The sequence below is a fragment of the Isoptericola sediminis genome (genome assembly GCF_013085345.1).
GTDB classification, from domain to species: domain Bacteria; phylum Actinomycetota; class Actinomycetes; order Actinomycetales; family Cellulomonadaceae; genus Isoptericola; species Isoptericola sediminis.
The window spans coordinates 123,987-148,984 of the sequence record NZ_JABFAJ010000015.1 but is presented as its reverse complement, the minus strand read 5'-3'; the positions used below and the strand labels follow the sequence as shown (position 1 = coordinate 148,984).

The following is a 24,998-nucleotide window of genomic DNA, read 5'->3' as shown; positions in this document are numbered from 1 at the left end:
AATGGTCGGTTGCGGACGCCTATGACCGAAAAATTCCGCCCCCTGGCGTGACCGATGTCACACGGTTCAGTACCAGCCGACGGTCATCGAGTGGTCCCAGGCCTCGCACGGGGTGCCGTAGCGGCCGGTGATGTAGTCCAGGCCCCAGATGATCTGCGTGGTGGGGTTCGTCTGCCAGTCCGACCCCGCCGACTGCATCTTCGAACCGGGCAGCGCCTGCGGGATGCCGTACGCCCCGCTGGACGGGTTCTCGGCGTTCCAGCGCCAGCCGGACTCCTTCTCCCAGAGCTGGTCCAGGCAGATGAACTGGTCGTCGCCCCAACCGCGCTCGGCCACGAGCGACCGCGCGACGGCCTTCGCCGAGGAGGGGTCGACCTGCATGTCGGCGATGTCGAGGGTGCCCACCAGCACGACCTCCGTCACGGGCTCCACCGTGACGGTGCGCTCCACGACGGTGCGCTCCACCTCGGTGCCGTCGATCGTGCGCACCTCGTAGGTCGTCACACGCTCCCCCGGCACGCCGCGGGTCTGCACGATCTCGCGCCCCCGCGGCAGCTCGTCGGACTCGACGGTCTCCGTCTCGAACGGGACCACCTCGGTGACGACGTCCGAGGCCGACTGGCCCCGGTGCACCACCACCACCATGCCGTCGACGGCCGCGGCCCCGAGGGGCACCGACGTGCCGTCCTGGGCGGCGAGCGTGATCCCCACCTCGTCGAGCACCTCGCGCACGGTGGCCTGCGTGGTGCGCAGCGGGAGCACGGCGCCGTCCACGGAGACGTGGACGGTCTTGAGCGTCGAGACCCGGACCGGCGAGCGCCCCAGCAGGTCGCTGCGCGACGCCGTCGTGACCGCCCCCTCACCGCGCGGACCGAGGGCGGCGAGGAGCTCCCCCACGGTGTGCGCCGTCGTCGGGAACGTCACCGTCTCGCCGTCGATCTCCATCGTGACGTCCCGGCTGGTGCGCACCACGACCTCGCCGTCGTCCGGCGCCGAGGCCGACAGCGCGGGCTGGACCAGGTCGTCCGGTCCGGGCGTGATCCCGTGGAACGCCAGGACGTCGGCGACCGTGTCACCGTAGCCGTCGACCGTGCGGACCTGACCGTCGACGTCCAGGGTGATCTCCGCGTGGGCGTCCACGACGCCGGCCGTCCCGACCGCGACCGCGGCCACCACCACGCCACGCGTCACGAGCCCTGCGGCGGCGGGCAGCGCGCCACGCCGCCCCACGAAGGGTGCCCGGGTACGCCGACGACGGGGCTCTGCCCGTCGATTCGTCCTGTTCGTCGCCACTGTCACCGCACAGTAGTGGACCGCCCGCCGGGCACGGAAGCGGTCACCAGGATCCGTACACCCGCTCGGAGTTCTCGGACAGGGCGCGGCAGAGCTCCTCCAGCGGCCGGTCGAGGACCTCCGCCATCGCCCGCACCGTGTGCCCGGCGACGTAGGGCGCGTTGGGGCGGCCGCGGTACGGGTGCGGCGGCAGGTAGGGCGCGTCGGTCTCGACCAGGACGAGCTCGAGCGGCACGGTGCGCAGGGCCTCGCGCAGGTGGTCGTTCCTCGGGTAGGTCACCGGCCCGGCGAACGAGAGGTACCACCCGTGCGCGGCGGCCAGCGCCGCCATCTGCTCGTCGCCGGAGTAGCAGTGGAAGACCGTGCGGTCCGGGGCGCCGTCGGCGAGCAGGACCTCGATCACCTGCTCGTGGGCGTCCCGGTCGTGGATCTGCAGCGCGAGCCCCAGCTCCTTGGCCAGCGCGACGTGCGCGCGGAAGGACTCCCGCTGGGCGACCTCGCCCTGCGGGCCCGTGCGGAACAGGTCCATCCCGGTCTCGCCGACCGCCCGCACGCGCGGGTTGGCCCGCGCGACCTCGGCCACCCGGGCCACGGCGTCGTCGAGCGACGTCGCGTGGTGCGGCCGGGGCGACGGCTCCAGCCCGTCCGGACCGACCTCGCGGACCCCGGCGTGCAGCACGGCCTCGTTGGGGTGGATCGCCACGGCCCCCAGCAGCCGCGACCCGTGCTCCGGGTCGCGCAGCAGGGCGTCGGTCCACGCGATCGACGGCAGCTCGCAGCCGACCTGCACCAGCCGGTCGACACCGACCGCCGCGGCACGCTCGAGATGGTCGGCGACGGTGGGGACCGGGCCGCCGTCGAGGGCGCGCTCGTCGAGCACGTCCTCGATGGCGTCGAGGTGGGTGTGGTTGTCGACCACGGCGACGGGCAGGACCTCCGGGTCCGGCGGGAAGCCCCGTTCGCGCTTGCGTCCCATCAGGCCTTCTCGCGCAGGCGTTCCAGCTCCTCCTCGACGATGGAGTCGTCGAGCTTGGTGAACACCGGGGTGGGCTTGCCGATCGGGGTGCCGGGCCGCACCGGCACGGACTCCCAGGCGGGGAACCGGTAGGCGCCGTCGTGGTTGCCGGTGATGACCGGGTAGTGGCGCGTGTCGTCGTCGAGGTCGGTGACCTCCTCGAGCGACGGCTGCGGCGCGAACTCGCCGGTCCCGCCCAGCACCTCGTGCACCGACTGGGCCGAGTGCGGCAGGAACGGTGAGAGCAGCGTGTTGCAGTCGCTGACCGCCTGGGTGGTGGTGTGCAGCACCGTGGACAGCCGGTCCGGGTCCGTCTTGAGCTTCCACGGCTGGGTCTCCGAGACGTACCGGTTGACCTCGCCCACGACCCGCATCGCCTCCGCGATCGCCGCACGCTGCCGGTTGGACTCGATGAGGGAACCGATCTTGCCGAACGCCTGACCGGTGGTGGCGAGGACCTCCCGGTCGACGTCGGCCTGCTCGCCGGCGGCCGGGATCTCCCCGAAGTTCTTGTGCACCATCGACGCGGTGCGGTTGACCAGGTTCCCCCAGCCGGCGACCAGCTCGTCGTTGGTGCGGCGCAGGAACCCGTCCCAGGTGAAGTCGACGTCCTGGTTCTCCGGGCCGGCGGCGGCCACGTAGTAGCGGAACGCGTCGGGCTGGTAGCGCGCCAGCATGTCGCGCACGTAGATGACCACGCCGCGCGAGGAGGAGAACTTCTGGCCCTCGACGTTGAGGAACTCGCTGGAGACGACCTCGGTGGGCAGCTGGAGGGACCCGTACGGGCCGGGCGCCCCCCCGTGCGAGCCGCCGCCGTCGTACCCGAGCAGCTCGGCCGGCCAGATCTGCGAGTGGAAGGTGATGTTGTCCTTGCCCATGAAGTAGTACGACCGGGCGTCCGGGTTGGTCCACCAGTCCCGCCAGGCCTCGGGCGTGCCCCGGCGGCGGGCCCACTCGATGGAGCTGGACAGGTAGCCGATGACGGCGTCGAACCAGACGTACAGGCGCTTGTTCGGGTTGTCCTGCCACCCGTCGAGCGGCACGGGGATGCCCCAGTCGATGTCGCGCGTCATGGCGCGCGGGCGGACGTCGTCGAGCAGGTTGCGGCTGAAGTTCAGCACGTTCTGCCGCCACCCGGTGCGCGTCTCGAGCCAGGAGGCGAGCGCGTCGACGAAGGCCGGCAGGTCGAGGAAGAAGTGGTTCGACTCGACGAACTTCGGCGTCTCGCCGTTGATGCGGCTGCGCGGGTTCTTCAGGTCGATCGGGTCGAGCTGGTTGCCGCAGTTGTCGCACTGGTCGCCGCGCGCCCCGTCGTAGCCGCAGATCGGGCAGGTGCCCTCGATGAAGCGGTCGGGCAGCGTGCGGCCGGTCGACGGCGAGATGGCACCCATCGTCGACTTCTCGACCATGTAGCCGTTCTGGTGGACGGTGCGGAACATCTCCTGCACGACGGCGTAGTGGTTGCGCGTCGTGGTGCGGGTGAACAGGTCGTAGCTGAGGCCGAGCGAGGTCAGGTCCTCGACGATCACGCGGTTGTACCGGTCGGCGAGCTCCTGCGGGGTCACGCCCTCCTGCTCGGCCTGGACCAGGATCGGGGTGCCGTGCTCGTCCGTGCCGGACACCATCAGCACGTCGTGACCCGCCATCCGCATGTGCCGGCTGAAGACGTCGGAGGGAACGCCGAAGCCGGCGACGTGGCCGATGTGCCGCGGACCGTTGGCATAGGGCCATGCCACGGCCGAGAGGATGTGGGTCATGGCCCGAATCCTACTTGCCCGGGTCGCCGGGCAGCCGACCTGTCTCACCGCCCCCGGTTGGTGAGACAGTGGAGACATGAGCACGCGAGCACTCCTCGTCGTCGACGTCCAGCTGACGTTCTGCGAGGGCGGCGAGCTCCCGGTCGACGGGGGCCACCGCGTCGCGCAGGACGTGGCCTCCTACGTCGCCGCCCACCGTGACCGCTACGACCTGGTCGTGACGACCCAGGACTGGCACATCGATCCCGGGGAGCACTTCAGCGACGACCCGGACTTCGTGAACTCCTGGCCGGTGCACGGTGTCGCGGAGTCGGACAACGCCCTGCTGCACCCGGCTCTCGCCGACCTCGACGCCGACGTGACGATCACCAAGGGCCAGTACGAGCACGGCTACTCCGGGTTCGACGGGACCGACGCCGCCGGGCGCTCCCTGGAGCAGGTGCTGCGCGACGCGGAGGTCGCGTCCGTGCACGTCGTCGGCCTGGCCGAGTCGCACTGCGTGAAGTTCACCGCGCTGGACGCCGTCCGGTCGGGGTTCGACACCACCGTGCTGACGGACCTCACGGCGCCGGTCTCGGCGGAGCAGGGTGAGCAGGCGCACCGGGAGCTGGCGGCCGCCGGGGTGGAGCTGACGCCCTCGACCCGCTGACCCCGGGACGTGGGGTCACGACCCGCGGGTCAGGACGATCCAGCGCGGGTCAGGACGATCCAGCGCCGGTCAGGACGACTCGCCGCGCGTCAGGACCCCGGGCGCGCGCCCGCCCTCCGGCGTGCCCCGGCACTCCCGTCGCGCTACGTTGCGAAGACGTCGACTCCGGAGGTCCCGATGCCGCTGCCCCCGCCCCCTGCCGGTTGGGCCCGCTACCTCCTCAAGAGCAAGTTCGGCATGGGCCGCGACTTCGCCGTCCTCGACCCGGACACCGGCGAGCAGTCCTGGTTCGTCGACGGCAAGGTCGGCATGCGGCCGCGGGCCGACATCCAGGACGGCGACGGCCAGGTGGTGTACACCGTCACCGGCAAGATGTTCGGCATCCCCAAGCACATGACGATCTCCGGGGCCGACGGCACCGAGATCGCCTCGCTGCACGCCAAGATGTTCTCCCCCATCAAGGACCGCATGTCCATGGAGGTGCCCGGGAGCGAGCCCTGGAGCCTCGAGGGGTCGTTCATCGAGAAGAACTACTCGGTCACCGTCGGCGGTCGGCACGTCGTGCAGATCACCCAGAAGTGGGTGACCATCCGCGACGCCTACACCCTCGACGTCGCGGACGGTGTGGACGTCGGGCTGGCGCTGGCCGTCGTGTGGGCGATCGACCGCTGGGTCGAACGGGACTGACCCGCGGCACCCCGGTCCTGAGTCGCGCCCGGATGCCCTGATTCGCGCCGGGTCGCCCTGAGTGGCGCAGGGATGCCCTGACCCGCCGAAGGAGTCAGCGGGCGGGCCGAGCCGCCAGCGCCGCCTCGTAGAGGTCGCGCTTGGAGACCCCGGCGGCCGCCGCGACCTCGGACACGACGCTCTTGAGCCGCTCCCCGGCGTCGACCCGCTCCTGGACGCGCGGTACGAGCACGTCGAGGCCGGGAGCCTCCGGCGCCGGCGCCCCGCCGACGACGACGCAGATCTCGCCGCGCAGCCCCTGTCCGGCCGCGGCCCGCTCCGCCGCGAGCGCCGCCAGCTCCCCGAGCGGCCCGCGCAGCACCTCCTCGTAGACCTTCGTCAGCTCGCGGCAGACGGCCCCCGGACGCTCGGCGCCGAAGGCGTCCGCCATGGCGGCGAGGGTGTCGACGATGCGGTGCGGCGACTCGAAGAACACCATCGTGCGTCGCTCGCCGGCCAGGTCGCCGAGCCAGCGCGACCGGTCACCGGTCTTGCGCGGGACGAAGCCGTCGAACGTGAAGCGGTCCGTGGGCAGCCCGGACAGCGCCAGCGCGGTGAGCACGGCGGAGGCACCGGGCGCCGACGTGACGGTCAGTCCCCGCTCGACGGCCCGGGCGACCAGCCGGAACCCGGGGTCGGACACCGCGGGCATCCCGGCGTCCGTGACGACCAGGACGGTGCCGCCATCGGCGACGACGTCGAGCAGGTCGTCGGCACGGTCGCGCTCGTTGTGCTCGTGGTACGACACGACGCGCCCGCCGACCTCGATGCCGAGCCGACCGGCCAGGGCGTGCAGGCGGCGCGTGTCCTCGGCGGCGACGACGTCGGCGTCGGCGAGCAGGCGCAGCAGTCGCGGTGAGGCGTCCTCCACGTTGCCGATCGGGGTGGCGGCCAGCACGACGGACCCGGCCTCGGGGACACGACTCATGGGGACAACTGTCCCACGGGGCGTCGTCGACCCCCTAGAGTGACCGAGGTGAGCGCCCACGATCCCGACGCCCCCGCCCACACCGGAGTGCCGCCGGAGGAAGACCCGACGGGGTCGCCGAACCGCCAGTACCCGTCCCGTCGCGAGATCCACGGGCACGACCGCCGCACCAACACCCGCGGCATCCCCGTGGTGACGGGAGCACTCCGGGCGCTGACCGGGTCCACGCCCGCGGTCAACGGCGAGGGGCGGGCCACGTCCGCGCCCGACGTCGCGGCGTCCTCGCCCGCCGACCCTCCGGCCCGACGGCCCGAGACCGGCATGACGCCGGCCGCGGAGAGGCGCGCGGCAGCCGCGGTCGCGACCGTCGCCACGGTGTCGGCGACGGCCGACCCGGCCCGGGACGACCACTCGGACGACGACGCTCCGGGCACGACGGACGGGACCGGGGGCGGCACGGAGCGGGCCCTGCTCGTCCGGCTGCTGGGCGAACGGCGCCTGGGCCTCGGCGCGACGTGGTCGGCCCGTCTCTACGGCTGGGTGGGGGCCGTCCTGGTCACCCTCGTGGCCGCGGTCGCCCGGCTGTGGGAGCTCGGACGGCCCGGCGCGCTGGTCTTCGACGAGACGTACTACGTCAAGGACGCCTACACCCTGGGCAGCTCGGGCACCGAGCGGCAGTGGCCGGACGACCCGAACGCCGCCTTCGAGGCCGGCGACGTCGACACCTACCTGGACCAGGCCGCCTACGTCGTCCACCCGCCGGTGGGCAAGTGGATGATGTGGCTGGGCATGGAGGCCGGCGGCGGGGCGGCGAACCCCTTCGCGTGGCGTCTGGCCTCGGCCGTCGTCGGCATCCTGGCGGTGCTGCTGCTCGTCCGGATCGCGCGGCGGCTGTTCGCCTCGACGACGATGGGCCTGGTCGCCGGGTTCCTGCTGGCGATCGACGGGCAGGCGATCGTGCACTCGCGCACCGCCCTGCTCGACCAGTTCCTCATGTTCTGGGTGCTCGTCGCCTTCGGCTGCCTGCTGCTGGACCGGGAGTGGGCCCGCCGCCGGCTGGCGACGCGGGTGGCGGCCGTCCTGGACGCCGGCGGCACGGTGGACAAGTACGGGCCGCGGCTCGGGATGCGCTGGTGGCGGCTGGCGGCCGGCGTCTCGCTGGGCCTGGCGTGCGGCGTGAAGTGGTCGGGGCTGTGGTTCGTCGCGGCGTTCGGGCTGCTCACCGTCCTGTGGGACGTCACGGCCCGACGTCGGGCCGGGATCGGTCGATGGCTCGAGGACTCGGCGCTCGCCGACGCCGTCCCGGCGTTCCTGCAGATCGTCCCGGTCGCGGCGCTGACCTACGTGGCCTCGTGGTGGCGGTGGATCGCCGGCTCGGAGGGCTACTACCGCGACTGGGCCGCGGAGAACCCCGAACAGGCCGTCTCCTGGCTGCCCGACTGGATGGCGAGCCTGTGGCACTACCACCAGCAGGTGTTCCAGTTCCACACCACGCTGGACGCGGAGCACGCCTACGCGGCGGGCCCGCTGGGCTGGATCGTGCAGTGGCGTCCGACGTCCTTCTACTGGGACCGGCTCGGTGCGGGCGACGGCGCCTGCCCGGCGGGCACGGACGGCGGCTGCGCGGTCGCGGTCACGGCGCTGGGCAACCCGCTGCTCTGGTATCTGGCCGCGATCGCGCTGGTGGTCACGGTCGCCCTGGGGATCTGGCTGCGTGACTGGCGTGCGCTGGCGGTGATCTCCGGGACGATCGCCGGCTGGCTGCCGTGGTTCCTGTACGCGGACCGCACGATCTTCACCTTCTACACGATCGTCTTCACGCCGTTCGTCGTCATGACGCTGGTCTACCCGATGGTCGTCGCGCTCGAACGCACCCGATGGCGTCAGGGCAAGGGCGGCACCGCCGCGGTGATCGCGGTCGTGGTGCTGCTCATCACCCTGGTGTCGGTCGCGTTCTACCCGTTCTGGTCGGCGATGGCGGTGCCGTACGACTACTGGCGCGAGGTCATCCGCTTCCAGAACTGGATCTGACCCGAGGTCGCTCCGCGTCCTACCAGGCGACCTGCGGGGTGGGGTGGAACGCCCAGCCCGCAGCCGTCCAGGACGGCGCCGACGCGGCCGTGCGGGCCGTGAACCCGTCGAAGTCCTTGCGCTCCGGGGCCGTCCAGGCGACCTCGGCGACGGCGCCCAGCCGCGGCAGCAGCATGGAGAACAGCTCGTCCCGGGTGGTGAGGGTCTCGGTCCAGATCGCGGCCGACACACCCTCGACGGCGGACGCCGGCAGCCCGTCGATCACCGCGGTGGGCTCCCACTCGTAGGCGTCGCGCAGCTCCACGTGGCCGGCCCACTCCAGCCCGAGGGGGTGCTGGGCGGTGTACTTCATGTCCAGGTAGGCGTGGTCGCCCGGTGACATGACGAAGCGGGCCCCCGCCTCGGCCGCCGCGACGAACCGGTCGAGGTCCTCGCCCTTCGGCTCCCAGTACTGCAGCAGCGTGCCGGGCTCGACCGGGCCGCGTGCCCCCTCCTGCCAGAAGATCGGCGTCTTGCCGTGCTCGCGCACGATCCGGGCGGCGAGCTCGACGAACCGCGCGAACTCCGCGACCTCCATGGTCAGCACCTCGTCACCGCCGACGTGCACCCACGGCCCGCGGGTCATGCGCGCCAGGTCACCGATGACGTCGCGCAGGAACGGTTCGGTGGCGGGGTTGTCGAACCACAGTCGCGAGAACCCGACCTCGATGCCGTCGTAGGCGTCGGTCGGCACCCCGTCGGACGTGAGCGCGCCGTAGACGTGGGTGGCGGCGTTGACGTGCCCGGGCATGTCGAACTCGGGCACGATCGTCACGTGGCGCGCCGCGGCGTACTCCTGCAGCGCCCGGTAGTCGTCCACGGTCAGCCGGCCGGCCGGGCCGCCGCCGACCTGGTGGTCGGCGGCCCTCTCCAGCTCCGGACGGGAGGGGATCTCGATGCGCCAGCCCTGGTCGTCGGTCAGGTGCAGGTGCAGCACGCGCAGCTTGAACGAGGCGACGAGGTCGACGACGGCCCGGAGGTCGTCGGGGCCGAACCAGTGGCGCACGACGTCCAGGCTCAGGCCGCGCCAGGCGTAGCGCGGTGCGTCGTGCACGACGACGGGGGCCACGACGGGTGCGCCGCCCGCGGCGGGGTGCGTCACGAGCTGGCGCAGCGTGCGGGCGGCGTGCAGGAGGCCGACGGGCGCGGCGGCGGTGGCACGGATCTCGCCGTCGCCGACCCGCAGCGTGTACCGCTCCTCGACGCCCGAGCCGTCCGGGCCGGCGGCCGGGTCGACCTGCAGCGTGAAGGGCACGGCACGTCCCTCCGCCGGGTCGTCGGACACCGGGACGCCGGCGGCCTCGACCTGCTCGGCGACCAGCGCGGCCACGGCGGGGTCGGGGGTGTCGACGCGGATCGCGGGGACGGCGACGGGGTCGTCGCCGGTCCCGGCGACGTCGGTGGGCCACGGGATGAGGGGCAGCAGCATGGGTCTCCAGTCGGGCCCGGCCGGTCAGGAACCGGTCACGAGCAACGGGGCGGGGTCCGTCGGCACGAGCTCCACGGAGCGGTAGTACTCGGGCTCCGGGCCCGCCCAGCCGGCGTGCACCCCGTCGGGCAGGCCGTCGGTCACGCGCCCCCACACCCACTCGGTCGTGGTGAGACCACCGGTCCGGTCGGCGGCGACGACGAGCTCGACCGCCTCGGTGCCGGCGGCCGTCCGGCCGAGCTGGTCACGGTCGACGACGGACTCCGGTCGCGTCTGGTGCAGGACCACCATCGTCGGGGGCAGACCGTGATTAGTTACCACCCCTTCAATATAGCGGACCACGTCCTCCACCTCGGCCGCCGACACCTGCCCGGGAGGCTGCTCCCCGTCGGAACGCCGGTCCTCCGGGTGGAGCATCACCCCCACCCCCGGCCTCGCCAGCAGGTCCTCCAGCGGCTCGACCTCCTCACGCAGGGTGGACATGCCGGCCCCCACGTCGAGCAGGACGAACTGGCCGGCGTCCCGGGCCGCGTCCACCAGGGGCTCCAGCTCGGCCGGCGGCTCCTCGGCCACCCAGTCGCCGTCCTCCCCCTCGTGGCCGGCCGCCGCACTGGCCTGCACGACGACCGTCGGGACGACCGGCCCGCCCTCCAGGCCGGCGTAGGTGTCGGCCGCGGCCGCCGCCGCGTCGACCACCGCCGCGGGGTCGTCGCGCCGACCGCCCTCGACGCTCACGTACCGCGCCGGCAGCAGCTGCTGCGTCCCGGTCGGCAGCAGCTCGCCGCGTTCGGCCGCGGCCACCCGCCACGCGAACTCCTCCGCGCTGCCGAAGGTCGGCCCCACCCCGACGACGGCCAGCGCCTGGACGGAGTCCACGTGCTCGATGACCTCCGGGGCACCGGCGATGTCCCCGCCCGGCACCTCGTGGTCGACGGCGCCCGCGGCGCGCAGCGTGGCGATCGCGGCCTCCTGTCCGGGACGCGGGTCGGTCAGGGCGAGCACCTCGGTCAGGCGCGCGGCGGGTGAGGACGCGGGGGACGGCCGACCGTCCGCCAGCGCCGCGTCGACACGGTCACGCAGCTCCTGCTCCTCGTCCTCGGACAGCGGCTCGACACCGGGGTCGCTCCCCGGCAGCAGCGCGGGGGTCTCCAGGGTGACCACCTCGACACCGGCCGCCCGGGCCGCCTCCGCCGCCAGCGGCTCGGGCGAGGCGCTCTCCGTCTCCCCCGGGTCGGCGCCCGGACGGACCACGACGGCGACCCGGGCGCCCAGGCGGTCCAGCTCGTCGGACACCCCGCGGTCGGACACCGCTCCCCCGACGAGCAGCGCCGGGGCACCGAGACTCTCGGCGGCCGCGGCGTGCAGCGCCCGGACCGCCCCGTCCGGCAGGTCCGCCCCGGACCCGGCCACGACGGCGACCGGCGACCGCTCGAAGATCTGCTGGCTCGCCGTCAGCGCGAGCTCCGCCGGGTCGGGCGAGTCCAGCAGCACCGTCGAGGCCGGCTCGCGGACCACGGTCTGCACCGCCGGGCCGTCGGACGGCTGCGGGCTCACCTCGTCCCCGCACGCACCGGCGAGCAGCACGACGGTCAGGGTCGACAGGACGAATCGGGCTTTCCGTGCAGGCACCAGAACATCTTCGCGTATCCGGCGCCCCCGGGTCGACAGCACCCGGTGGATCGGCTCAGACCAGCGGCGGCGCGGACGTGCTCGCGGCGCCGGCCCGCCGGTCGCGGCGCGGGAGGAGCGACGGCGCCGCCGAGGGGGTCGGCGGCGTCACCGCGGGCTCACCCGACGTGGTCGGGGCGGGTGACGGCGACCCCGGGCCGTCCGGCACGGCGGGGACGCCGTCGCGGGACCCCAGGTCCCGCGCGAGCCGCGACTCCGCCTCGACGACGAGCTCGTCCGGCGACCCGGCGCCCGCGACGGACCAGACCACCGCCGACCGCAGGTCCGGCCGGACCGGCAGGTCGTCGCCGGGCTCGGTCAGCCGTGCCAGCACGAGCCGGCGCAGCTGGTCCGCCGAGGCCGCGGCGTGCACGTCGTCCATCGCCGGCAGGGTGGCGAGCACGGCAAAACGGTCGCCGTCGACCCGGCCGGGCTCGCACCCGCGGGGCAGCCCGGTGCGCAGCCGCTGCGCGAGCGCGGTCAGCACGTCGTCGCCGACCTGCAGCCCGTGCAGGGCGTTGAGGCCCCCCATGCCGCGCACGTCGACGAGCACGAGCGCCACGCGCAGGGCCGACCCCCGGACCAGCTCGCAGCGCCGTGACAACGAGTGGTAGGTCGCACCACGGGTGGGCAGCCGGGTGTGGGGGTCCTGAGTGGACCGGTCGGCCAGCGCCGCGACGAGGGCTCGCATGAGGTCCGCCGTCGCGGCGGTGGCCCAGTGCGACCCGGCCACCAGGACGTCGTCGTACCGGTGCGCCTCGTCGCGTTCCATCGCGCGGGTGGCGACCGTCGAGACGGAGTCCTCGGGCGAGACCGTCATCGGGGACCAGTCGGTCACGGACGCGACGGGGCGTCGCTCCAGCACGGCCCGGCCGTAGCCCAGCCGGCCCGTCAGCGCGGCCGTCAGACCTGCTCGCACCACGAGCCCCGTGCGGGACCCGCCGTGGTCGTCCTGCACGGCGACGCACGTCACCTCGGGACTGCGGAACATGACCTCGAGCTGCCCCACGGGCATCGAGGAGCCGACCACGGTGACGGGCCGGGCGAGGTCGGCGACGATGCCGGCCAGCCGGGCACCGCCCCGGACCTGTCGGTGGCGGGCGACCTCGGTGATCTCGTCGTGCACGATCGTGAGCATCGCAGCCGCGGAGGCGTCGCGGGGGCCAGATCGCCGAGTCTTCCGGCAGTGTTCACCGTCGTTCATCCACCGGTCAGGTGGCGGCTCGTCGTCCGCGGGCCCCGACGCGGCGTCCGCCGGCGGTCAGGCCAGGGTGAGGAACAGCTTCTCGAGCTCCTCGGCGGTGAGCCCGTCCTCGGCCTCGGCCGTGCCGTCCGGGTCGTTGACGCACTCGCGCATCGCCGTGGAGACGATGACGAAGCCCGCCCGGTCCAGGGCGGTCGAGACGGCGGCGAGCTGGGTGACCACGTCGCGGCAGCTGCCGCCGTCCTCGACGGCGGAGATGACGCCGTCGAGCTGGCCCCGGGCACGCTTGAGGCGGTTGAGGATGCGGCGCTGGGTCTGCGGGTCGGCAGTGATCATCGGACGGTTCGCTCCTGGTCGACGGGTGCCGCCGGACACGAGGACGCCCCGGGGCGGACGTCAGGATACGTCCACCCCGGGGCGTTCCGGGAGGCCCCGTCCCGGACGGGCCGGGACGGGGCGGGTGGCGGCCGGGTGGCGTCAGTGCGCCGCGACGCGGCTGCGCACGGGGCACCGGGTGCCCGCCAGGCGGCACGCCACCGCGGCGAGCGCCACCACGCCGGCGACGACGGCGACCACGAGGCCGCCTACACCCGGCAGCTCCTGCACGAGGACGAACACGCCCATCACCAGGACGAAGTATCCGAACCCGCGGCGCAGCGCCGCCTCAGGGACCCGGTTGCTCAGCCGGGCTCCGACGAGGGAGCCGACGACGGCCGCGACCGTGACGGCCGCGACGAGACCCCAGTCCAGGGACACCGAGGTGAGGTAGCCCGCCAGGCCGGCGAACGACTTCATCCCGATGACCAGCAGGGAGGTCCCGACCGCCACCGACATCGGCAACCCGCCGAGGAGGACGAGCGCGGGGACGACCAGGAATCCGCCCCCGGCCCCGACCAGACCCGTGACGAGCCCGACGACGAGCCCGTCGACGATGGTCCGGCCGACCTTCAGCGTGCCGTCGTGCTCGGGCGCCCGGCCGTTGCGGCGACCGCGGATCATGGCGGCCGCCGTCGCGATCATCATGGCCGCGAAGGCGATCATGAGGATCGTGCCGGGGACGTGCCCGCCGACGAGACCGCCGGCGAAGGCACCCGCCATCCCGGCCGCACCGAACAGCAGGCCGGTGCGCCACTGGACGTTGCCGCGGCGGGCGTGGGCCAGCATGCTGGTCACCGACGTCACGCCGACCACCAGCAACGAGGCGGCGATGGCCTCCTTGGGCGGGAAGCCGGCGACGTAGGTCAGCAGCGGGACGGTGAGGATGGACCCTCCCCCGCCCAGCAGGCCGAGGGAGATGCCCACCACGACCGCCAGCAGGAGCACGGCCACTGTCGTGATGTCCACGATCGTCCCCCGCCGCTCAGGCGGCCCGGGCCGAGACGGCCTGCGGCGCCACCGGGATGGACCGGATGGTGTTCTCGACCGTCGGGCTGACCTCGGTGCGGTTCCACGGCGCCTTGGACAGCGCCGCGGCCATCGCGCAGGAGTCGGACAGGGCCGAGTACGTCAGCCCGGCACCGATCGCGCCGGCGAGGAAGCCGACGCGCGGGTGGATCAGCTTGCTGCCGAGGAACCCGGCGAGCACGAGCGAGCCCGCGACCATCCGGACCTGGCGGTCCATGGCCCAGCGCTGGGTGCCGCGCACGACGGCGCCGCCGGCGGACTCGAACGCGGAGATCCCGCCGGCCAGCACCTCGGCGCTGGCCAGGCCGACCGCGGAGAGCCGGTCCTGCGCCTGCCCGGCGCGGACGCCGGACTGGCACACCAGCACCACGCGGCCGCCGAGGCGGTCGGCGAGGTCGTCGGTGTGCTCGGACAGCAGCGGCAGCGGCACGTTGTACGAGCCGCGGATGTGCACCGTCTCGAACTCGGCCGGGGTGCGGACGTCGATGATGGTCAGCTCGTCGTCGGCCAGGCGCTGCTTCAGCTCGCCGGGCTCGATGGTGGTGACGGTGGCGGTGGAAGCCATCGGTGAGGTGGTGCCTTTCGTCAGGGGGTGGGGGACGTGCGTCGAGGACGGGGCGTGGGTCGCCGGGGCGGTCACGCGGGCTGCGCGACGCGCTGGGAGCCGCGCCAGGCGGTCCAGCCCGCGTAGCTGCCCTCGAGCTCGACCACGTCGTAGCCGGCACGGCGCAGCGCGCTCGCGGTCACGGCGTTGCGCACGCCGGACTGGCAGTACGTGACGATCGTGCCCTCGTCGGGCAGCTGGTCGAGGTTCCACAGCACACGGCCGCCGCTGAGCTGCTTCGAGCCCGGGATGTGGCCGTCGGCGTGCTCGGTCTTGTTGCGGACGTCGAGCACCAGCGTGGCGTCGAAGGACTCCAGCTCGGCCGGGGAGATCGTCCGCGGCGTGGTCATCGGCAGGCCGTCGAGCTCGGGGGTGAACCCGGCCACGGTGTCGATGCCGACGCGGACCAGGTGGTCACGCATCTCCTCGGCGTACGCCTGGTCCTCGGCCAGCAGGATCAGCGGCCGGTTCTCCTTCTCCGGGTCGTAGACCCAGGCGCCGTAGCTGGCCGCCTTGGCGATCCCGGGGACGTTGAGGCTGCGGGCGACGGTCCCGGCGTGCACGGCGTGCTGGTCGCGGGTGTCGACGAAGATCAACTCGTCCGCCTCGAGACGGCGCGCGAGGTCGTCGTTGGCCATCCGGCCGAGCGGGGCCAGGGGGCCGAGCAGCGCCGGGCCGTCCTTGTTCTCGCGCTTCATCCGTCCGAAGTAGGCGTGGGCGTCGGGCTGCCCGTCCAGCAGCTCGTCGATGAAGCCCTGCTCGTCGTTGTCGCGCAGGTACGGCGCCCACCAGGCGTTCAGGCGCTCGTAGCCGACCGTGGTGGAGGGCAGCGCGCCGAGGGCCTTGCCGCAGGCGCTGCCGGCACCGTGGGCCGGGAAGACCTGGACGTGGTCGCCCAGGGTCAGGAACTCGTCGCGCAGCGAGGCGAAGAGCTGGCGAGCACCCTCGAACCGGGTGTCGACGCCGCCCGCGGCCTCGTCGAGCAGGTCGGGACGGCCGAGGTCGCCGGCGAAGACGAAGTCGCCGGTGAGCGCGTAGCCGGGGGCGTCGCTGAAGGCACCGTCGGTCACGAGCATCGCGAGGTGCTCGGGGGTGTGGCCCGGCGTGTGGCGCGCCTCGATGGTGATGTTGCCGATCCTGATGGTGTCGCCGTGGTACAGGCGGTTGGCCTCGAAGCCGTACTGCCAGTCCTGGCCGCCCTCGCCGGAGACGTAGATGTCGGCACCGGTGGTGGCCGCCAGCTCCCGCGTGCCGGAGAGGTAGTCGGCGTGGATGTGCGTCTCGGTCACGGCCACGATCTGCATGCCGTGCCGCTGGGCGAGGTCGAGGTACTCGGCGACGTCGCGACGGGCGTCGACGACGACCGCCTCGCCCTTGGCCTGGCACCCGATGAAGTAGCTCGCCTGGGCGAGGTCCTCGTCGTAGATCCGTTCGAGCAGCATGGGAAGTGTCTCCTTGAGGTCGGTTCCGCAATGCGTCGACCCCAGTCTGACGCATACCCCCTAGGGTATTCAAGTCACACCCCCCGGGGTATGTGTCACTCTCGACCCTACTGCCCCTGAGCAGCCCCGACGACCTGGTGCGCAGCACCCGGCCGGAACCACCGCGGGAACCTCGGCGACACCGCACCCGGACACACGTCGGGGCCCCTCCGAACGCTCGGAGGGGCCCCGACGGGGCCGTCGGCCGGTCAGGTCCGCGCGGAGGCGGCGACCGGACCGGCCGGGATCACGCGCCGCTGTAGACGGGGAAGACGGCGCTCTTGCCGTAGTCCGTGAACTGCACCCGGAACAGCGTGTCCATGTCCTCGTCCGAGATCTCGAAGTCGACGTCGGCGTTGCTGCGCATGTGGTCGGGGTTGGCGGTCTTGGGCACCGGGAGCGTGCCGAGCTGCAGCGTGTAACGGATGCACAGCTGCGGGACGGTCACGCCGTACTTCTCCGCCATCGCCACGACGTCCGGGTCCTTCAGGATCTCGCCGTGCGCGATGGGCGAGTAGGCCTCCACGAGGATCCCGTTGCTCTCGCAGAAGTCGAGGAGGTCGAACGGGGTGTTGCCGACGTGCACGAGCAGCTGGTTCACGTGGGGCGTGACCGTGCTGCCCTCGAGCAGGTTCTCCAGGTCCTTCTGCTCGAAGTTGGACACGCCGATCGACCGCAGCTTGCCGGCCTCGTAGGCGTCCTCGAGCGCGCGCCAGGCCTCGCGGTTGCCGTCGGCGTAGTCCCCGCCCCGGAAGTCGTCCCAGGGCTGCGGGCTGTGGATCAGCATCAGGTCGACGTAGTCGAGTCCCATCGTCTCCAGCGACGCGTCGATCGACGCGACCGCCTCGTCGTAGGACTTGACCTCGGCGGCCAGCTTCGTCGACACGAACAGGTCCTCGCGGGGCACGCCGGCGGTGCGGACGCCCTCACCGACCCCGCGCTCGTTGCCGTAGGCCTGCGCCGTGTCGATGTTCCGGTACCCGATCGCGACGGCGTCGCGCACGGCCTGGGCCACCACGTCGTCCTTGATGAACCAGGTCCCCAGGCCGATCCGGGGAATGGTCACGTCGTTGGACAGGGTGTACGTCTCGTTCAGCATCATGGTGGATCGCTCCTTCGGTTCGTGCGACGCCGTCCACGCTAGGACGGGCCGCGAGAACCTGCGAGGCACCACTGGTACACCCCTCGGGGGCGAACCCCACGGTGCCGGCAGGACCGTCGGGCGCCAGCGCACGGCGCGGGAGCGTCCACCCGCATCGACGTGCAGGAACGGGCCGCAGAGACGACGAAGGCCCGGAACCGCAAGGGTTCCGGGCCTTCGTGCCGGGTGGAGCTAGGGGGATTCGAACCCCCGACCTTCTCATTGCGAACGAGACGCGCTACCAACTGCGCCATAGCCCCGTGAAGCGGTAGTCAGATTAGCACCTGGCCACCGCTTCCGACCAAATCGGGGCGGCCCCGACGACGTGACGTGCGTCGCAGCGGCCCGACGGCGACCTCAGCCCGCCGCGCGCCGCCGCGCCAGGATCTGGTCCAGCGGCAGGCCCAGCGTCTCCGACCGCGGGCGCGGGTCGTCACCGGCCGACGGCTCCGGCGTCGTCGCAGCCGGTCCGTCCGCCGGCGACCGCCGGCCGGCACGGTCCTCCACGGTCCACCGCTCGCTGCGGACCGGGCCGCCCTCGCCGTGGGTCGAGCCGGCGAGCGAGGCCAGCAGCCCGGCCGTCGTGGAGCCGCGCGGCGGAGCCTCCGGCTTGGTCACGTAGGTCGGCAGCGGGACCGGGACCGGGTCCCAGGGAGCACCGCCGACGCGCCACGCCGTCCCGTCCGTGCCGTCCGGCGACCCCGGGCGCTCGTCGGCGGAGCGCTCGCTGACGTCGTCGGGCGTCGGAGCCTGCGGAGAGGACCTCGGTTCGTCCTCCTCGGCGGGCTCGGCCGGCCGGTCGGAGGAAGGGGCCACGGTCTCCCGCCGGTCCCGGGCCGACGTGGCCGACGGCGGCGGCTGGACGCGCGGGATCATCTGGGTGTTCGTGTCCGAGGGGTGCACCGCGTACCCGGTCACCCGGGCACGGTTGCGCGGCGCGTACGGCCCGCCGTGCGCCAGCGTGCGGCGCTGGGTCGCGCGCTGCTGCTCGGCACGACGCTCGGCGCGCCAGCGGGTGTCCGACCGGCGCGAGGTCATCACCGCCAGCCGGCCCAGCACCAGCACCACCGCCAGCAGCACGGACGGCACCGCGGCGACCGGCCACGGCACGGACCCGAGGGCCACGAGCGTCCACCCGGCCGCCGTCACGAGCGCCAGCACGACGCTCAGCGCGAGCCGGCGGCGCGCCCGGGCCGCCCGGCGCTCCAGCACGGCGAGCCGTGACGCCCGCACCTGCGGCGTCATGCCCGACGCCGGGCCGGAGGTGTGCGCGGACACGCGAGGCGTGCTGCCCGTCGTGGGCCCGTGCCCCGCCGCGCGGTTCGTGGGCATCACTCGTCCCTTTCCTGCTCCGTCCGCCACCGTCAGCATCCGCAGGCCGCCGGAGAACCGGTCGTCGACCCTGGCCGCGGCGAGCTCGGTCCGTCGGCGCAGCTGAAGCGGCACCCAGTAGCCGAGCCAGAGCACGAACAGTGCGATGACTGCGAGCCCGGCCGGCGACGTTTCCATGACCTGACGGTAGGCGAGGCGGGCACGCCCGGGCCGCACCACGGGGCGGCGTGTCCGCGACCTGGACGGCGCGCGAGCGTTCAGGCCTCGTCGCGGGTCCGCTGCCAGCGGCTCAGCAGCCCCCCGGGGACCTCCTCGGTGGTGAGCGCGAACGTGCGATGGTCCCGCCAGTCCCCCTGGATGTGCAGGTACCGCTCGCGCACGCCCTCGTCGCGGAACCCGAGCTTGGCCACCACCCGCAGGCTGGCGGCGTTCTCCGGGCGGATGTTGATCTCCACCCGGTGCAGCCCGACCACCTGGAAGCAGTAGTCGGTCACCATGGCCACCGCGGTCGGGGTGATGCCCCGGCCCGCGTGCTCCCGGGAGATCCAGTAGCCGATGCTCGCCGAGCACAACGACCCGTACTGGATCGACGACACGGTGAGCTGGCCGACCAGCTCACCGTCCAGCTCGACGGCGAAGGGCAGCGCCGTCCCCGCACGGGCCTGCGCGCTCAGGGCCCGGACGTACTCGCCGAACGACGACGTCCCGGGCCGGTCCCCCGGCGTCGTGGCCTCCCAGCGGTCCAGCCAGTCCGCGTTCGCACGCCGCAGCCGCATCCACGCGGCGCCGTCGCGTCGGCGCAGCGGCCGCAGCACCACCGCACCACCCGAGGGCATGTCCTCGCGCAGCGTGACCGGCCAGGGCTTGGTCACCGCCCACCCTCTCGTGTCGCTCATCCGACCCCCGTCCACGCCCGGCATGCCGGGCCCCTCGACTCCCGGACCCTGCCACAATGAGGGCATGCACGGCGACCGCAGGCCTCTGACCACCCCGCAGCCGTACCCGATCGTCGACGGTATGGAGACGGGCGACGCCAAGGACGAGCTGCGCCGCGCGATCCGCCACCAGCGCCAGGAGCGCTCGCCGCGGCTGCGCGAGGAGGCGGCGGCCGCGTTCGCCGAGGTGCTGGCCACGCTCCCCTCGGTCACCGAGGCCGCCGTCGTGGCCACCTACGCCTCGCGGCCGACCGAACCCGGCACCGCGGCACTGCTCGAACAGCTCGCCGGCCGGGGCGCGCGGGTGCTGCTGCCCGTCCTCGGCGCGGGTCTCGCGCGGGACTGGGCCGAGTACACCGGGCCGGAGGACCTGCTGGAGCGCGCCCCGGGGCGGCCGCCCGAACCGGGGGGCCGCACGCTGGGCGGGGACGCGATCGCCGACGCCGACGTCGTCATCGCCCCGGCACTGGCCGTGGACACCCAGGGCGTCCGCCTGGGTCAGGGCGGCGGCTGGTACGACCGGTCGCTGAAGCGGGCCCGCCCCGGCGTGCCGGTGGTCGCGATGGTGTTCCCGGAGGAGTTCTACGACGCCACCGAGCGCCCGCTCCCCGTGGAGGACCACGACGTGCCGGTGCACGCCGTGGCCACCCCCGAGGGCTGGCAGCCGCTGCCCGCCCGCTGACGGGGCGGGCAGCGGGTCAGGGCACCAGCGTCGCGGTGTCCTCGGCGCTCTCCGCGACGGCCTCGCGCGAGAACGGCCAGGCGAACGTCTCCCCCGCCGCCCAGGCGGAGAGCTGGTCGTCGTAGTGCGGCGACGCCGGGTGGCCCGACGTCCCCGTCACCGTCACCCAGGTCGACGCGTCCAGGTCGGCGAGGTCGACGACCATCCGCATCGAGGGTCCGGTCTGCACCGCGAAGCTCCCGGTGGAGGCGTCCCACCCGGTGGCGTTGACGATCGAGCTGCCGCCCGCCATCTCCACCGCTCCCGGGTTGACGTAGTCGCGCACGACGCCGGGGACGTCCGGACCTCCGAGCACCGGGTGCTCCAGGGAGAGCTCGTGCAGCGCCCCCCAGCTCCAGTCGCCGGGGTCCTTCGACAGCTCGACCGTGAGGTCGTGACGCGCCGTGACCAGCGCCCGGGTGAGCAGCTCGTCACGCGTCTCGAGCACGTTCAGCGTGGAGCGGTCGTCCCAGAACGGGTCGTCGGGCCGCTCGAGCATGTCCCGCACCACGACGAGCCAGCGGGAGCCGCCCGAGGGCAGGGCGTCGGCGGGCAGGTCGTCCCAGAAGGTGGCCGAGAGCAGGTTGCGCCACACGGCGTTGAAGTACGCGGCGGCCGCCGAGTCGGCGTCCGTGCGGTAGTCCCACCCGGCCAGGAGCTCCTGCCCGGCCGCGTCGTAGGGGTCGTCGATCTCCATCTCCAGGAGCACCGGCACCAGGGCCGCGGCGAACGGTGACCAGTCGTCGAGCATGATCTCGTTCATGTCCTCGACGGTGAACTGCCGGCCCGCGCTGATCTGCTCGGTGAGCAGGGTGCGGATCCGTTCGGACCGGAACCCGTGGTCCCAGTCCTTCCCCAGCTCGGGTCCGACGCCGTCGGGCAGCACGGCCTGGTTCGCCGCGACGATGAACCCCTCCTCGGGGTCGAGCGCGCGCGGCATGTCCGCCGGGTCGACGTACCCCGTCCAGTCGAACCGGGGATCCCAGCCGGGTCGCGGCCAGGTGCCGTCCGACGGCACGGGCCCGTCGACGTCCCGGCGCACCGGCACCCGCCCGGGCGCCTGGTAGCCGATGTGCCCGTCCGTGGTGGCGAAGACGATGTTCTGCGCCGGCACGTCGAAGAGCGCGGCCGCCTCGGTCACGTCGGCGGCGTCGCTCGCGACGCCCAGCGCGAACACGGCGTCGGCCGTCCGCCCGGGTTCGAGGGCGGTCCAGGCCAGCGAGACGGCGTACTCGCCGAACTCGGTGCCGTCCTCCGTGGGCGACCCCACGACCGCGCCGACGTCGAGCACGTCCGAGACCACCGGCCCGTGCTCCGTGGACCGCACCGGCAGCTCGACGGGGTCACCCCCGTTGACGCGGATGGTCTCGGTGCGCGACTCCATGTCGACCCACTCCTCGGCGTCGGCGTCGCGCAGCCAGGTGTCGTTGCGGACGCGTTCGACGAAGAAGTCGGTGACGTCGGCACCCAGGTTCGTCAGGCCCCAGGCCAGGTCGCCGTTGTGGCCGATGATCACCCCCGGGAAGCCCGCGAAGGAGAACCCGCTGACGTCGAACGGGCACGAGTCGTCGACCTGCTCGCAGTGCAACGAGACCTGGGACCAGATCCCGGGCGCGCCCAGGGACAGGTGCGGGTCGTTCGCCAGCAGGGGTTCGCCCGAGGCCGTCAGGTCCCCCGAGACGACCCAGGAGTTCGACCCGGAGGCCTCCCCCCGCCCGACGAGCACCGGGACGGAGTCCAGCGCGGCCGTGGCGGACTCGATGGCCGCGTCGAGGGCCTCGGTGCCCCACGGCAGCTCGGTGGAGGTCCGGGCGACCGTGTCGGCGTCGGTGGCCCTCAGGTCCTCCTCGGCGAGGATCGGCGTGTTGCCGGCTGCCGCGTAGGCGGGGAAGAGCTCGTCGACCAGCTCGACGTCCTCGAGCGTGCTGTAGGCCTTGGCCCGGGCCAGCTCGTCGTCGTAGTTGCCGCGCAGGTCCCACGCCATCGCCTTGAGCCAGGCCAGCGAGTCGACCGGGTCCCACGGGTCCGGGTCCGCGACGTCCACGGTGACGCCCAGCACCGTGTACTCCACGGCGAGGTCCTCCGGGGCACGGTCGGCCAGGTAGGCGTTGACGCCCTGGGCATAGGCCTGCAGGTAGGAGCGGGACTCCGGGGAGATGAGGTTCCACTCCTCCTCGGCGACGTCGCGCCACCCGAAGGTCCGGATGACCTTGTCGGCGTCGATCGCGGCGGGGACGTCCCCGACCAGCTCGGCGAGCCGGCCGGAGGTGACGTGCCGCCGGTAGTCCATCTCGAAGAAGCGGTCCTGGGCGTGCAGGAAGCCCTGGGCGGCGAACAGGTCCTCCGCGGTCGAGGCGTAGACGTGCGGGACGCCCTGGGCGTCGCGCTGCACCGTCACCTCGCCGCTCAGACCGGGCACCTGCTCGGTCGCGGCGTGGTCGGGCAGCGGCCGCCGGGCGGTGACCACCGTGAACGTGACGGTCGCGACGACGGCCAGCACGACGAGCACCGCGATGCCGACGGCGGTGCGGCGCAGCCGCGACCGTCGGGGCGGGACGGCGTCGTCCTCGGGCGGTTCGTCGCCCGAGCGGGGCGGGTCGGATTCGTGCGTGACGGGGTCGGTGCTCGCAGACACGCAGGCGAGACTACCGCCCGAGTATGATTGGCACTCGCAGGATCCGAGTGCCAGCCATCTGAGGAGAGACCGTGCCCACGTACGCCTACCGCTGCGCCGACTGCGGCCACGCCTTCGACATCCGCCAGGCGTTCAGCGACGACGCGCTCACCGTCTGCCCCGAGTGCGCCGGACGGCTGCGCAAGCAGTACGGCTCCATCGGGGTGACCTTCAAGGGGTCCGGCTTCTACCGCACGGACTCGCGCGCCGGCGGGGGCAAGAGCTCGGGGTCCTCGTCCTCGGGCGGGACCTCGTCCTCGGGCGGGTCGTCCTCCGGCTCCTCCGGCTCCTCGGGCGGTTCCTCCTCGAGCTCGTCCTCCGGCGGGTCCTCGCAGGCCGCCTCCGCCTGACCTCAGCGGACCCCGCCCACCCACCGGCGCAGGCGTCCACAGCGGGGTGCCCGGCTGCGCCGCGACCCGGCACCGCCGGCCCTAGCGTTCCCCGGCATGGACCTCACCGCGAACCGTCAGGTCGGTGCGTCCCTGCGCCTGGTCGTGTGGCGGTCACGCTTCGTCGTGGCCGCCTGCTGCTGCGGGCTCGCCGCCTGGGCGGTCGTCGCGGCCGTCCGACCCGCGCCGCCCCCGACCCTGGACGTCCTCGTCACCGCGCACGACGTCACCACCGGCCACACCCTGACGTCCGACGACGTGACCACCGTGCCGGTCCCGGCCGCGCTGGCCCCGGCGACGCTGCTGCGCGACCCCGACGAGGCCCTCGGACGGACGACGGTCGTCGACCTGGCGGCCGGCACCCCGCTGTCCGCCTCGGTGGTCCGCCCGGGCGGGCCGGCAGGGTCCGCTCCGCCCGGGACCGTCGTCGTCGCCGTGCGCCTCACCGAGTCCGGCTGGCTGCGGCCCGGGGACCGCATCGACCTCGTCGCCACCGACGACGGCGGGACACGACTGGCACGGCGCGCCCAGGTGCTGCCGCCGGCCGCGGAGGATCCCGGAGCCGGCACCGTCGACGAGCCGGGCGCCCGTCTGCTCGGCGTCCCGGACGCCGGCGACTCCACCGGCGTGACGTTGGTCGCCGTCTCGCCCGAGGAGGCCCCCGCGGTGTCGGCCTCCTCCGGGTGGGGCGCGATCGCCCCGGTCCTCGTGCCGTGACGGCCGGGCCGGCGACCCGTGCGCCCGGGAGCCGCCCCGCCGGCGCCGGCGACGGTGCGTTGCCTTGCGCGACGGCTCCCGGGCTGATCGGATGCCGGTCGACCGTCGCGCGCGGCGAACCGCCGCGCTCCGCACACCCCGAAGGGACGCCGTCAGGTGACAAGCATGCTGTCCGGGTTCAAGCAGTTCATCATGCGGGGCAACGTCGTCGACCTCGCGGTCGGCATCGTCATCGGCGGCGCGTTCGCCGGGGTCGTCAGCGCGCTGACCGACGGCCTGCTGACCCCGCTGATCGCCGCCGTCTTCGGCGAGGCCAGCCTGGCCGGGGTCGGGAACTTCACGCTCAACGGCGCCCAGTTCTCGATCGGGCTGTTCCTGGACGCCGTGCTCCGGTTCCTGCTCGTGGCGGCCGCGCTCTACGCCGTCGTGGTGCTGCCGATGAACAGGCTGGCCGAGCGGCGCGCCCGCGGTCAGGAGCCGGAGCCGGAGCCCGTGCCCTCCCCGGACGTCGTGCTGCTGACCGAGATCCGCGACCTCCTCGCCGAGCGCCGCGCCTGACGCCCGAGCGCCACCGGTCGGGCGACCGCCCGACCGGACCCGTCCTGCGGGGCCGGGGTCACCAGTGCGGGGGCACGTCCCCGCGCAGCCGGTCGTCGTTGGACCCGTGACCGCCGGACTCGTCCGTGCTGACGCCCCAGTGGGTCTCCTTCTCGGTCCCCCGGCGCACGGCCCGGCGGGGCCCGCGTCGGCGTGCGCCCGCCGGCACGGCGGGCGTCTCCGGGGTCCCGGCCGGGTCGACGGGGTCGACGGAGGGCTCGGCGTTCTCGCTCACGGCACCATTCTGCCCGCCCCGCGGTCGAG

23 protein-coding genes and 1 tRNA gene are annotated in these 24,998 nt (G+C 73.7%); 7 read left to right on the top strand and 17 right to left on the bottom strand.

Features of this window, described 5'->3' with window-relative positions; genetic code table 11:
- Window positions 1-66: 66 nt before the first annotated feature.
- The 3 genes from HLI28_RS08750 to metG all read right to left on the bottom strand — a co-directional run bounded on the left by HLI28_RS08750 (window position 67) and on the right by metG (window position 4,065).
- Window positions 67-1,191: a resuscitation-promoting factor gene (locus HLI28_RS08750; RefSeq protein WP_343035740.1), complete on the bottom strand. Its 1,125-nt coding sequence runs from the start codon at window positions 1,189-1,191 to the stop codon at window positions 67-69.
- 145 nt (window positions 1,192-1,336) lie between these two features.
- Entirely contained in the window at window positions 1,337-2,269 is a 933-nt protein-coding gene (locus HLI28_RS08745) for a TatD family hydrolase (protein WP_171247127.1), read from the bottom strand.
- On the bottom strand, window positions 2,269-4,065 hold the full coding sequence (gene metG, locus HLI28_RS08740) for a methionine--tRNA ligase (RefSeq protein ID WP_171247126.1): 1,797 nt from the start codon (window positions 4,063-4,065) through the stop codon (window positions 2,269-2,271). The genes HLI28_RS08745 and metG overlap by 1 nt, the downstream gene beginning before the upstream one ends.
- Before the next feature lie 76 nt (window positions 4,066-4,141).
- Between metG and HLI28_RS08735 the strand changes: the two genes are divergently transcribed.
- Complete coding sequence (locus HLI28_RS08735) at window positions 4,142-4,714, top strand: isochorismatase family protein (RefSeq protein WP_171247125.1); 573 nt, start codon at window positions 4,142-4,144, stop codon at window positions 4,712-4,714.
- Window positions 4,715-4,891: 177 nt separating this feature from the next.
- Window positions 4,892-5,401 (top strand): LURP-one-related/scramblase family protein, encoded by a 510-nt coding sequence (locus tag HLI28_RS08730; RefSeq protein WP_171247124.1) that lies wholly within the window; start codon window positions 4,892-4,894, stop codon window positions 5,399-5,401.
- Between the two features lie 94 nt (window positions 5,402-5,495).
- Here the strand turns inward: HLI28_RS08730 and rsmI are convergent, their stop codons facing one another.
- Window positions 5,496-6,368 (bottom strand): 16S rRNA (cytidine(1402)-2'-O)-methyltransferase, encoded by an 873-nt coding sequence (gene rsmI / locus HLI28_RS08725; RefSeq protein WP_171247123.1) that lies wholly within the window; start codon window positions 6,366-6,368, stop codon window positions 5,496-5,498.
- A gap of 48 nt (window positions 6,369-6,416) precedes the next feature.
- On the opposite strand from rsmI, the gene HLI28_RS08720 reads away from it, so the two are divergent.
- Window positions 6,417-8,399, top strand: coding sequence for a dolichyl-phosphate-mannose--protein mannosyltransferase (locus HLI28_RS08720; protein WP_343035739.1), 1,983 nt, complete (start codon window positions 6,417-6,419; stop codon window positions 8,397-8,399).
- 19 nt (window positions 8,400-8,418) lie between these two features.
- Here the strand turns inward: HLI28_RS08720 and HLI28_RS08715 are convergent, their stop codons facing one another.
- The 11 genes from HLI28_RS08715 to HLI28_RS08665 all read right to left on the bottom strand — a co-directional run bounded on the left by HLI28_RS08715 (window position 8,419) and on the right by HLI28_RS08665 (window position 19,597).
- A complete protein-coding gene (locus tag HLI28_RS08715; protein ID WP_171247122.1) occupies window positions 8,419-9,867 on the bottom strand; it encodes a family 20 glycosylhydrolase in 1,449 nt (482 codons plus the stop codon).
- Between the two features lie 24 nt (window positions 9,868-9,891).
- Window positions 9,892-11,496, bottom strand: a complete 1,605-nt coding sequence (locus tag HLI28_RS08710) for a hypothetical protein (protein ID WP_171247121.1) — start codon at window positions 11,494-11,496, stop codon at window positions 9,892-9,894.
- Between the two features lie 55 nt (window positions 11,497-11,551).
- Window positions 11,552-12,661: a diguanylate cyclase domain-containing protein gene (locus HLI28_RS15960; protein ID WP_171247120.1), complete on the bottom strand. Its 1,110-nt coding sequence runs from the start codon at window positions 12,659-12,661 to the stop codon at window positions 11,552-11,554.
- A gap of 135 nt (window positions 12,662-12,796) precedes the next feature.
- On the bottom strand, window positions 12,797-13,075 hold the full coding sequence (locus HLI28_RS08700) for a metal-sensitive transcriptional regulator (RefSeq protein ID WP_171247119.1): 279 nt from the start codon (window positions 13,073-13,075) through the stop codon (window positions 12,797-12,799).
- Between the two features lie 141 nt (window positions 13,076-13,216).
- Entirely contained in the window at window positions 13,217-14,083 is an 867-nt protein-coding gene (locus HLI28_RS08695; protein WP_171247118.1) for a TSUP family transporter, read from the bottom strand.
- 16 nt (window positions 14,084-14,099) lie between these two features.
- Window positions 14,100-14,708, bottom strand: a complete 609-nt coding sequence (locus HLI28_RS08690) for a rhodanese-like domain-containing protein (RefSeq protein WP_171247117.1) — start codon at window positions 14,706-14,708, stop codon at window positions 14,100-14,102.
- A 71-nt stretch (window positions 14,709-14,779) separates the two neighbouring features.
- Window positions 14,780-16,189 (bottom strand): MBL fold metallo-hydrolase, encoded by a 1,410-nt coding sequence (locus tag HLI28_RS08685; protein ID WP_171247116.1) that lies wholly within the window; start codon window positions 16,187-16,189, stop codon window positions 14,780-14,782.
- A 286-nt stretch (window positions 16,190-16,475) separates the two neighbouring features.
- The gene (locus HLI28_RS08680; RefSeq protein WP_171247115.1) at window positions 16,476-17,330 is read right to left on the bottom strand and encodes an aldo/keto reductase; all 855 of its coding nucleotides are present in this window, start codon (window positions 17,328-17,330) and stop codon (window positions 16,476-16,478) included.
- A 226-nt stretch (window positions 17,331-17,556) separates the two neighbouring features.
- A tRNA-Ala gene (locus tag HLI28_RS08675) sits at window positions 17,557-17,629 on the bottom strand.
- 97 nt (window positions 17,630-17,726) lie between these two features.
- Window positions 17,727-18,878, bottom strand: coding sequence for a DUF4231 domain-containing protein (locus HLI28_RS08670; protein ID WP_171247114.1), 1,152 nt, complete (start codon window positions 18,876-18,878; stop codon window positions 17,727-17,729).
- 80 nt (window positions 18,879-18,958) lie between these two features.
- Entirely contained in the window at window positions 18,959-19,597 is a 639-nt protein-coding gene (locus HLI28_RS08665; RefSeq protein ID WP_171247113.1) for a GNAT family N-acetyltransferase, read from the bottom strand.
- Between the two features lie 64 nt (window positions 19,598-19,661).
- Here HLI28_RS08665 and HLI28_RS08660 point away from each other — a divergent pair, with 64 nt between their 5' ends.
- The gene (locus tag HLI28_RS08660) at window positions 19,662-20,318 is read left to right on the top strand and encodes a 5-formyltetrahydrofolate cyclo-ligase (RefSeq protein ID WP_171247112.1); all 657 of its coding nucleotides are present in this window, start codon (window positions 19,662-19,664) and stop codon (window positions 20,316-20,318) included.
- 16 nt (window positions 20,319-20,334) lie between these two features.
- Here the strand turns inward: HLI28_RS08660 and HLI28_RS08655 are convergent, their stop codons facing one another.
- Complete coding sequence (locus tag HLI28_RS08655) at window positions 20,335-22,992, bottom strand: penicillin acylase family protein (protein WP_425483388.1); 2,658 nt, start codon at window positions 22,990-22,992, stop codon at window positions 20,335-20,337.
- 71 nt (window positions 22,993-23,063) lie between these two features.
- On the opposite strand from HLI28_RS08655, the gene HLI28_RS08650 reads away from it, so the two are divergent.
- The 3 genes from HLI28_RS08650 (at window position 23,064) to mscL (ending at window position 24,695) form a co-directional block, all read left to right on the top strand.
- On the top strand, window positions 23,064-23,381 hold the full coding sequence (locus HLI28_RS08650) for an FmdB family zinc ribbon protein (RefSeq protein WP_171247111.1): 318 nt from the start codon (window positions 23,064-23,066) through the stop codon (window positions 23,379-23,381).
- A gap of 96 nt (window positions 23,382-23,477) precedes the next feature.
- Window positions 23,478-24,137, top strand: a complete 660-nt coding sequence (locus HLI28_RS08645) for an SAF domain-containing protein (RefSeq protein ID WP_171247110.1) — start codon at window positions 23,478-23,480, stop codon at window positions 24,135-24,137.
- A gap of 165 nt (window positions 24,138-24,302) precedes the next feature.
- Window positions 24,303-24,695: a large conductance mechanosensitive channel protein MscL gene (gene mscL, locus HLI28_RS08640; RefSeq protein ID WP_171247151.1), complete on the top strand. Its 393-nt coding sequence runs from the start codon at window positions 24,303-24,305 to the stop codon at window positions 24,693-24,695.
- A gap of 58 nt (window positions 24,696-24,753) precedes the next feature.
- Here the strand turns inward: mscL and HLI28_RS08635 are convergent, their stop codons facing one another.
- Window positions 24,754-24,969 carry a hypothetical protein gene (locus HLI28_RS08635; RefSeq protein WP_171247015.1) on the bottom strand — a complete coding sequence of 72 codons (216 nt, stop codon included), beginning with the start codon at window positions 24,967-24,969 and terminating at the stop codon, window positions 24,754-24,756.
- Between the last annotated feature and the right edge of the window lie 29 nt (window positions 24,970-24,998).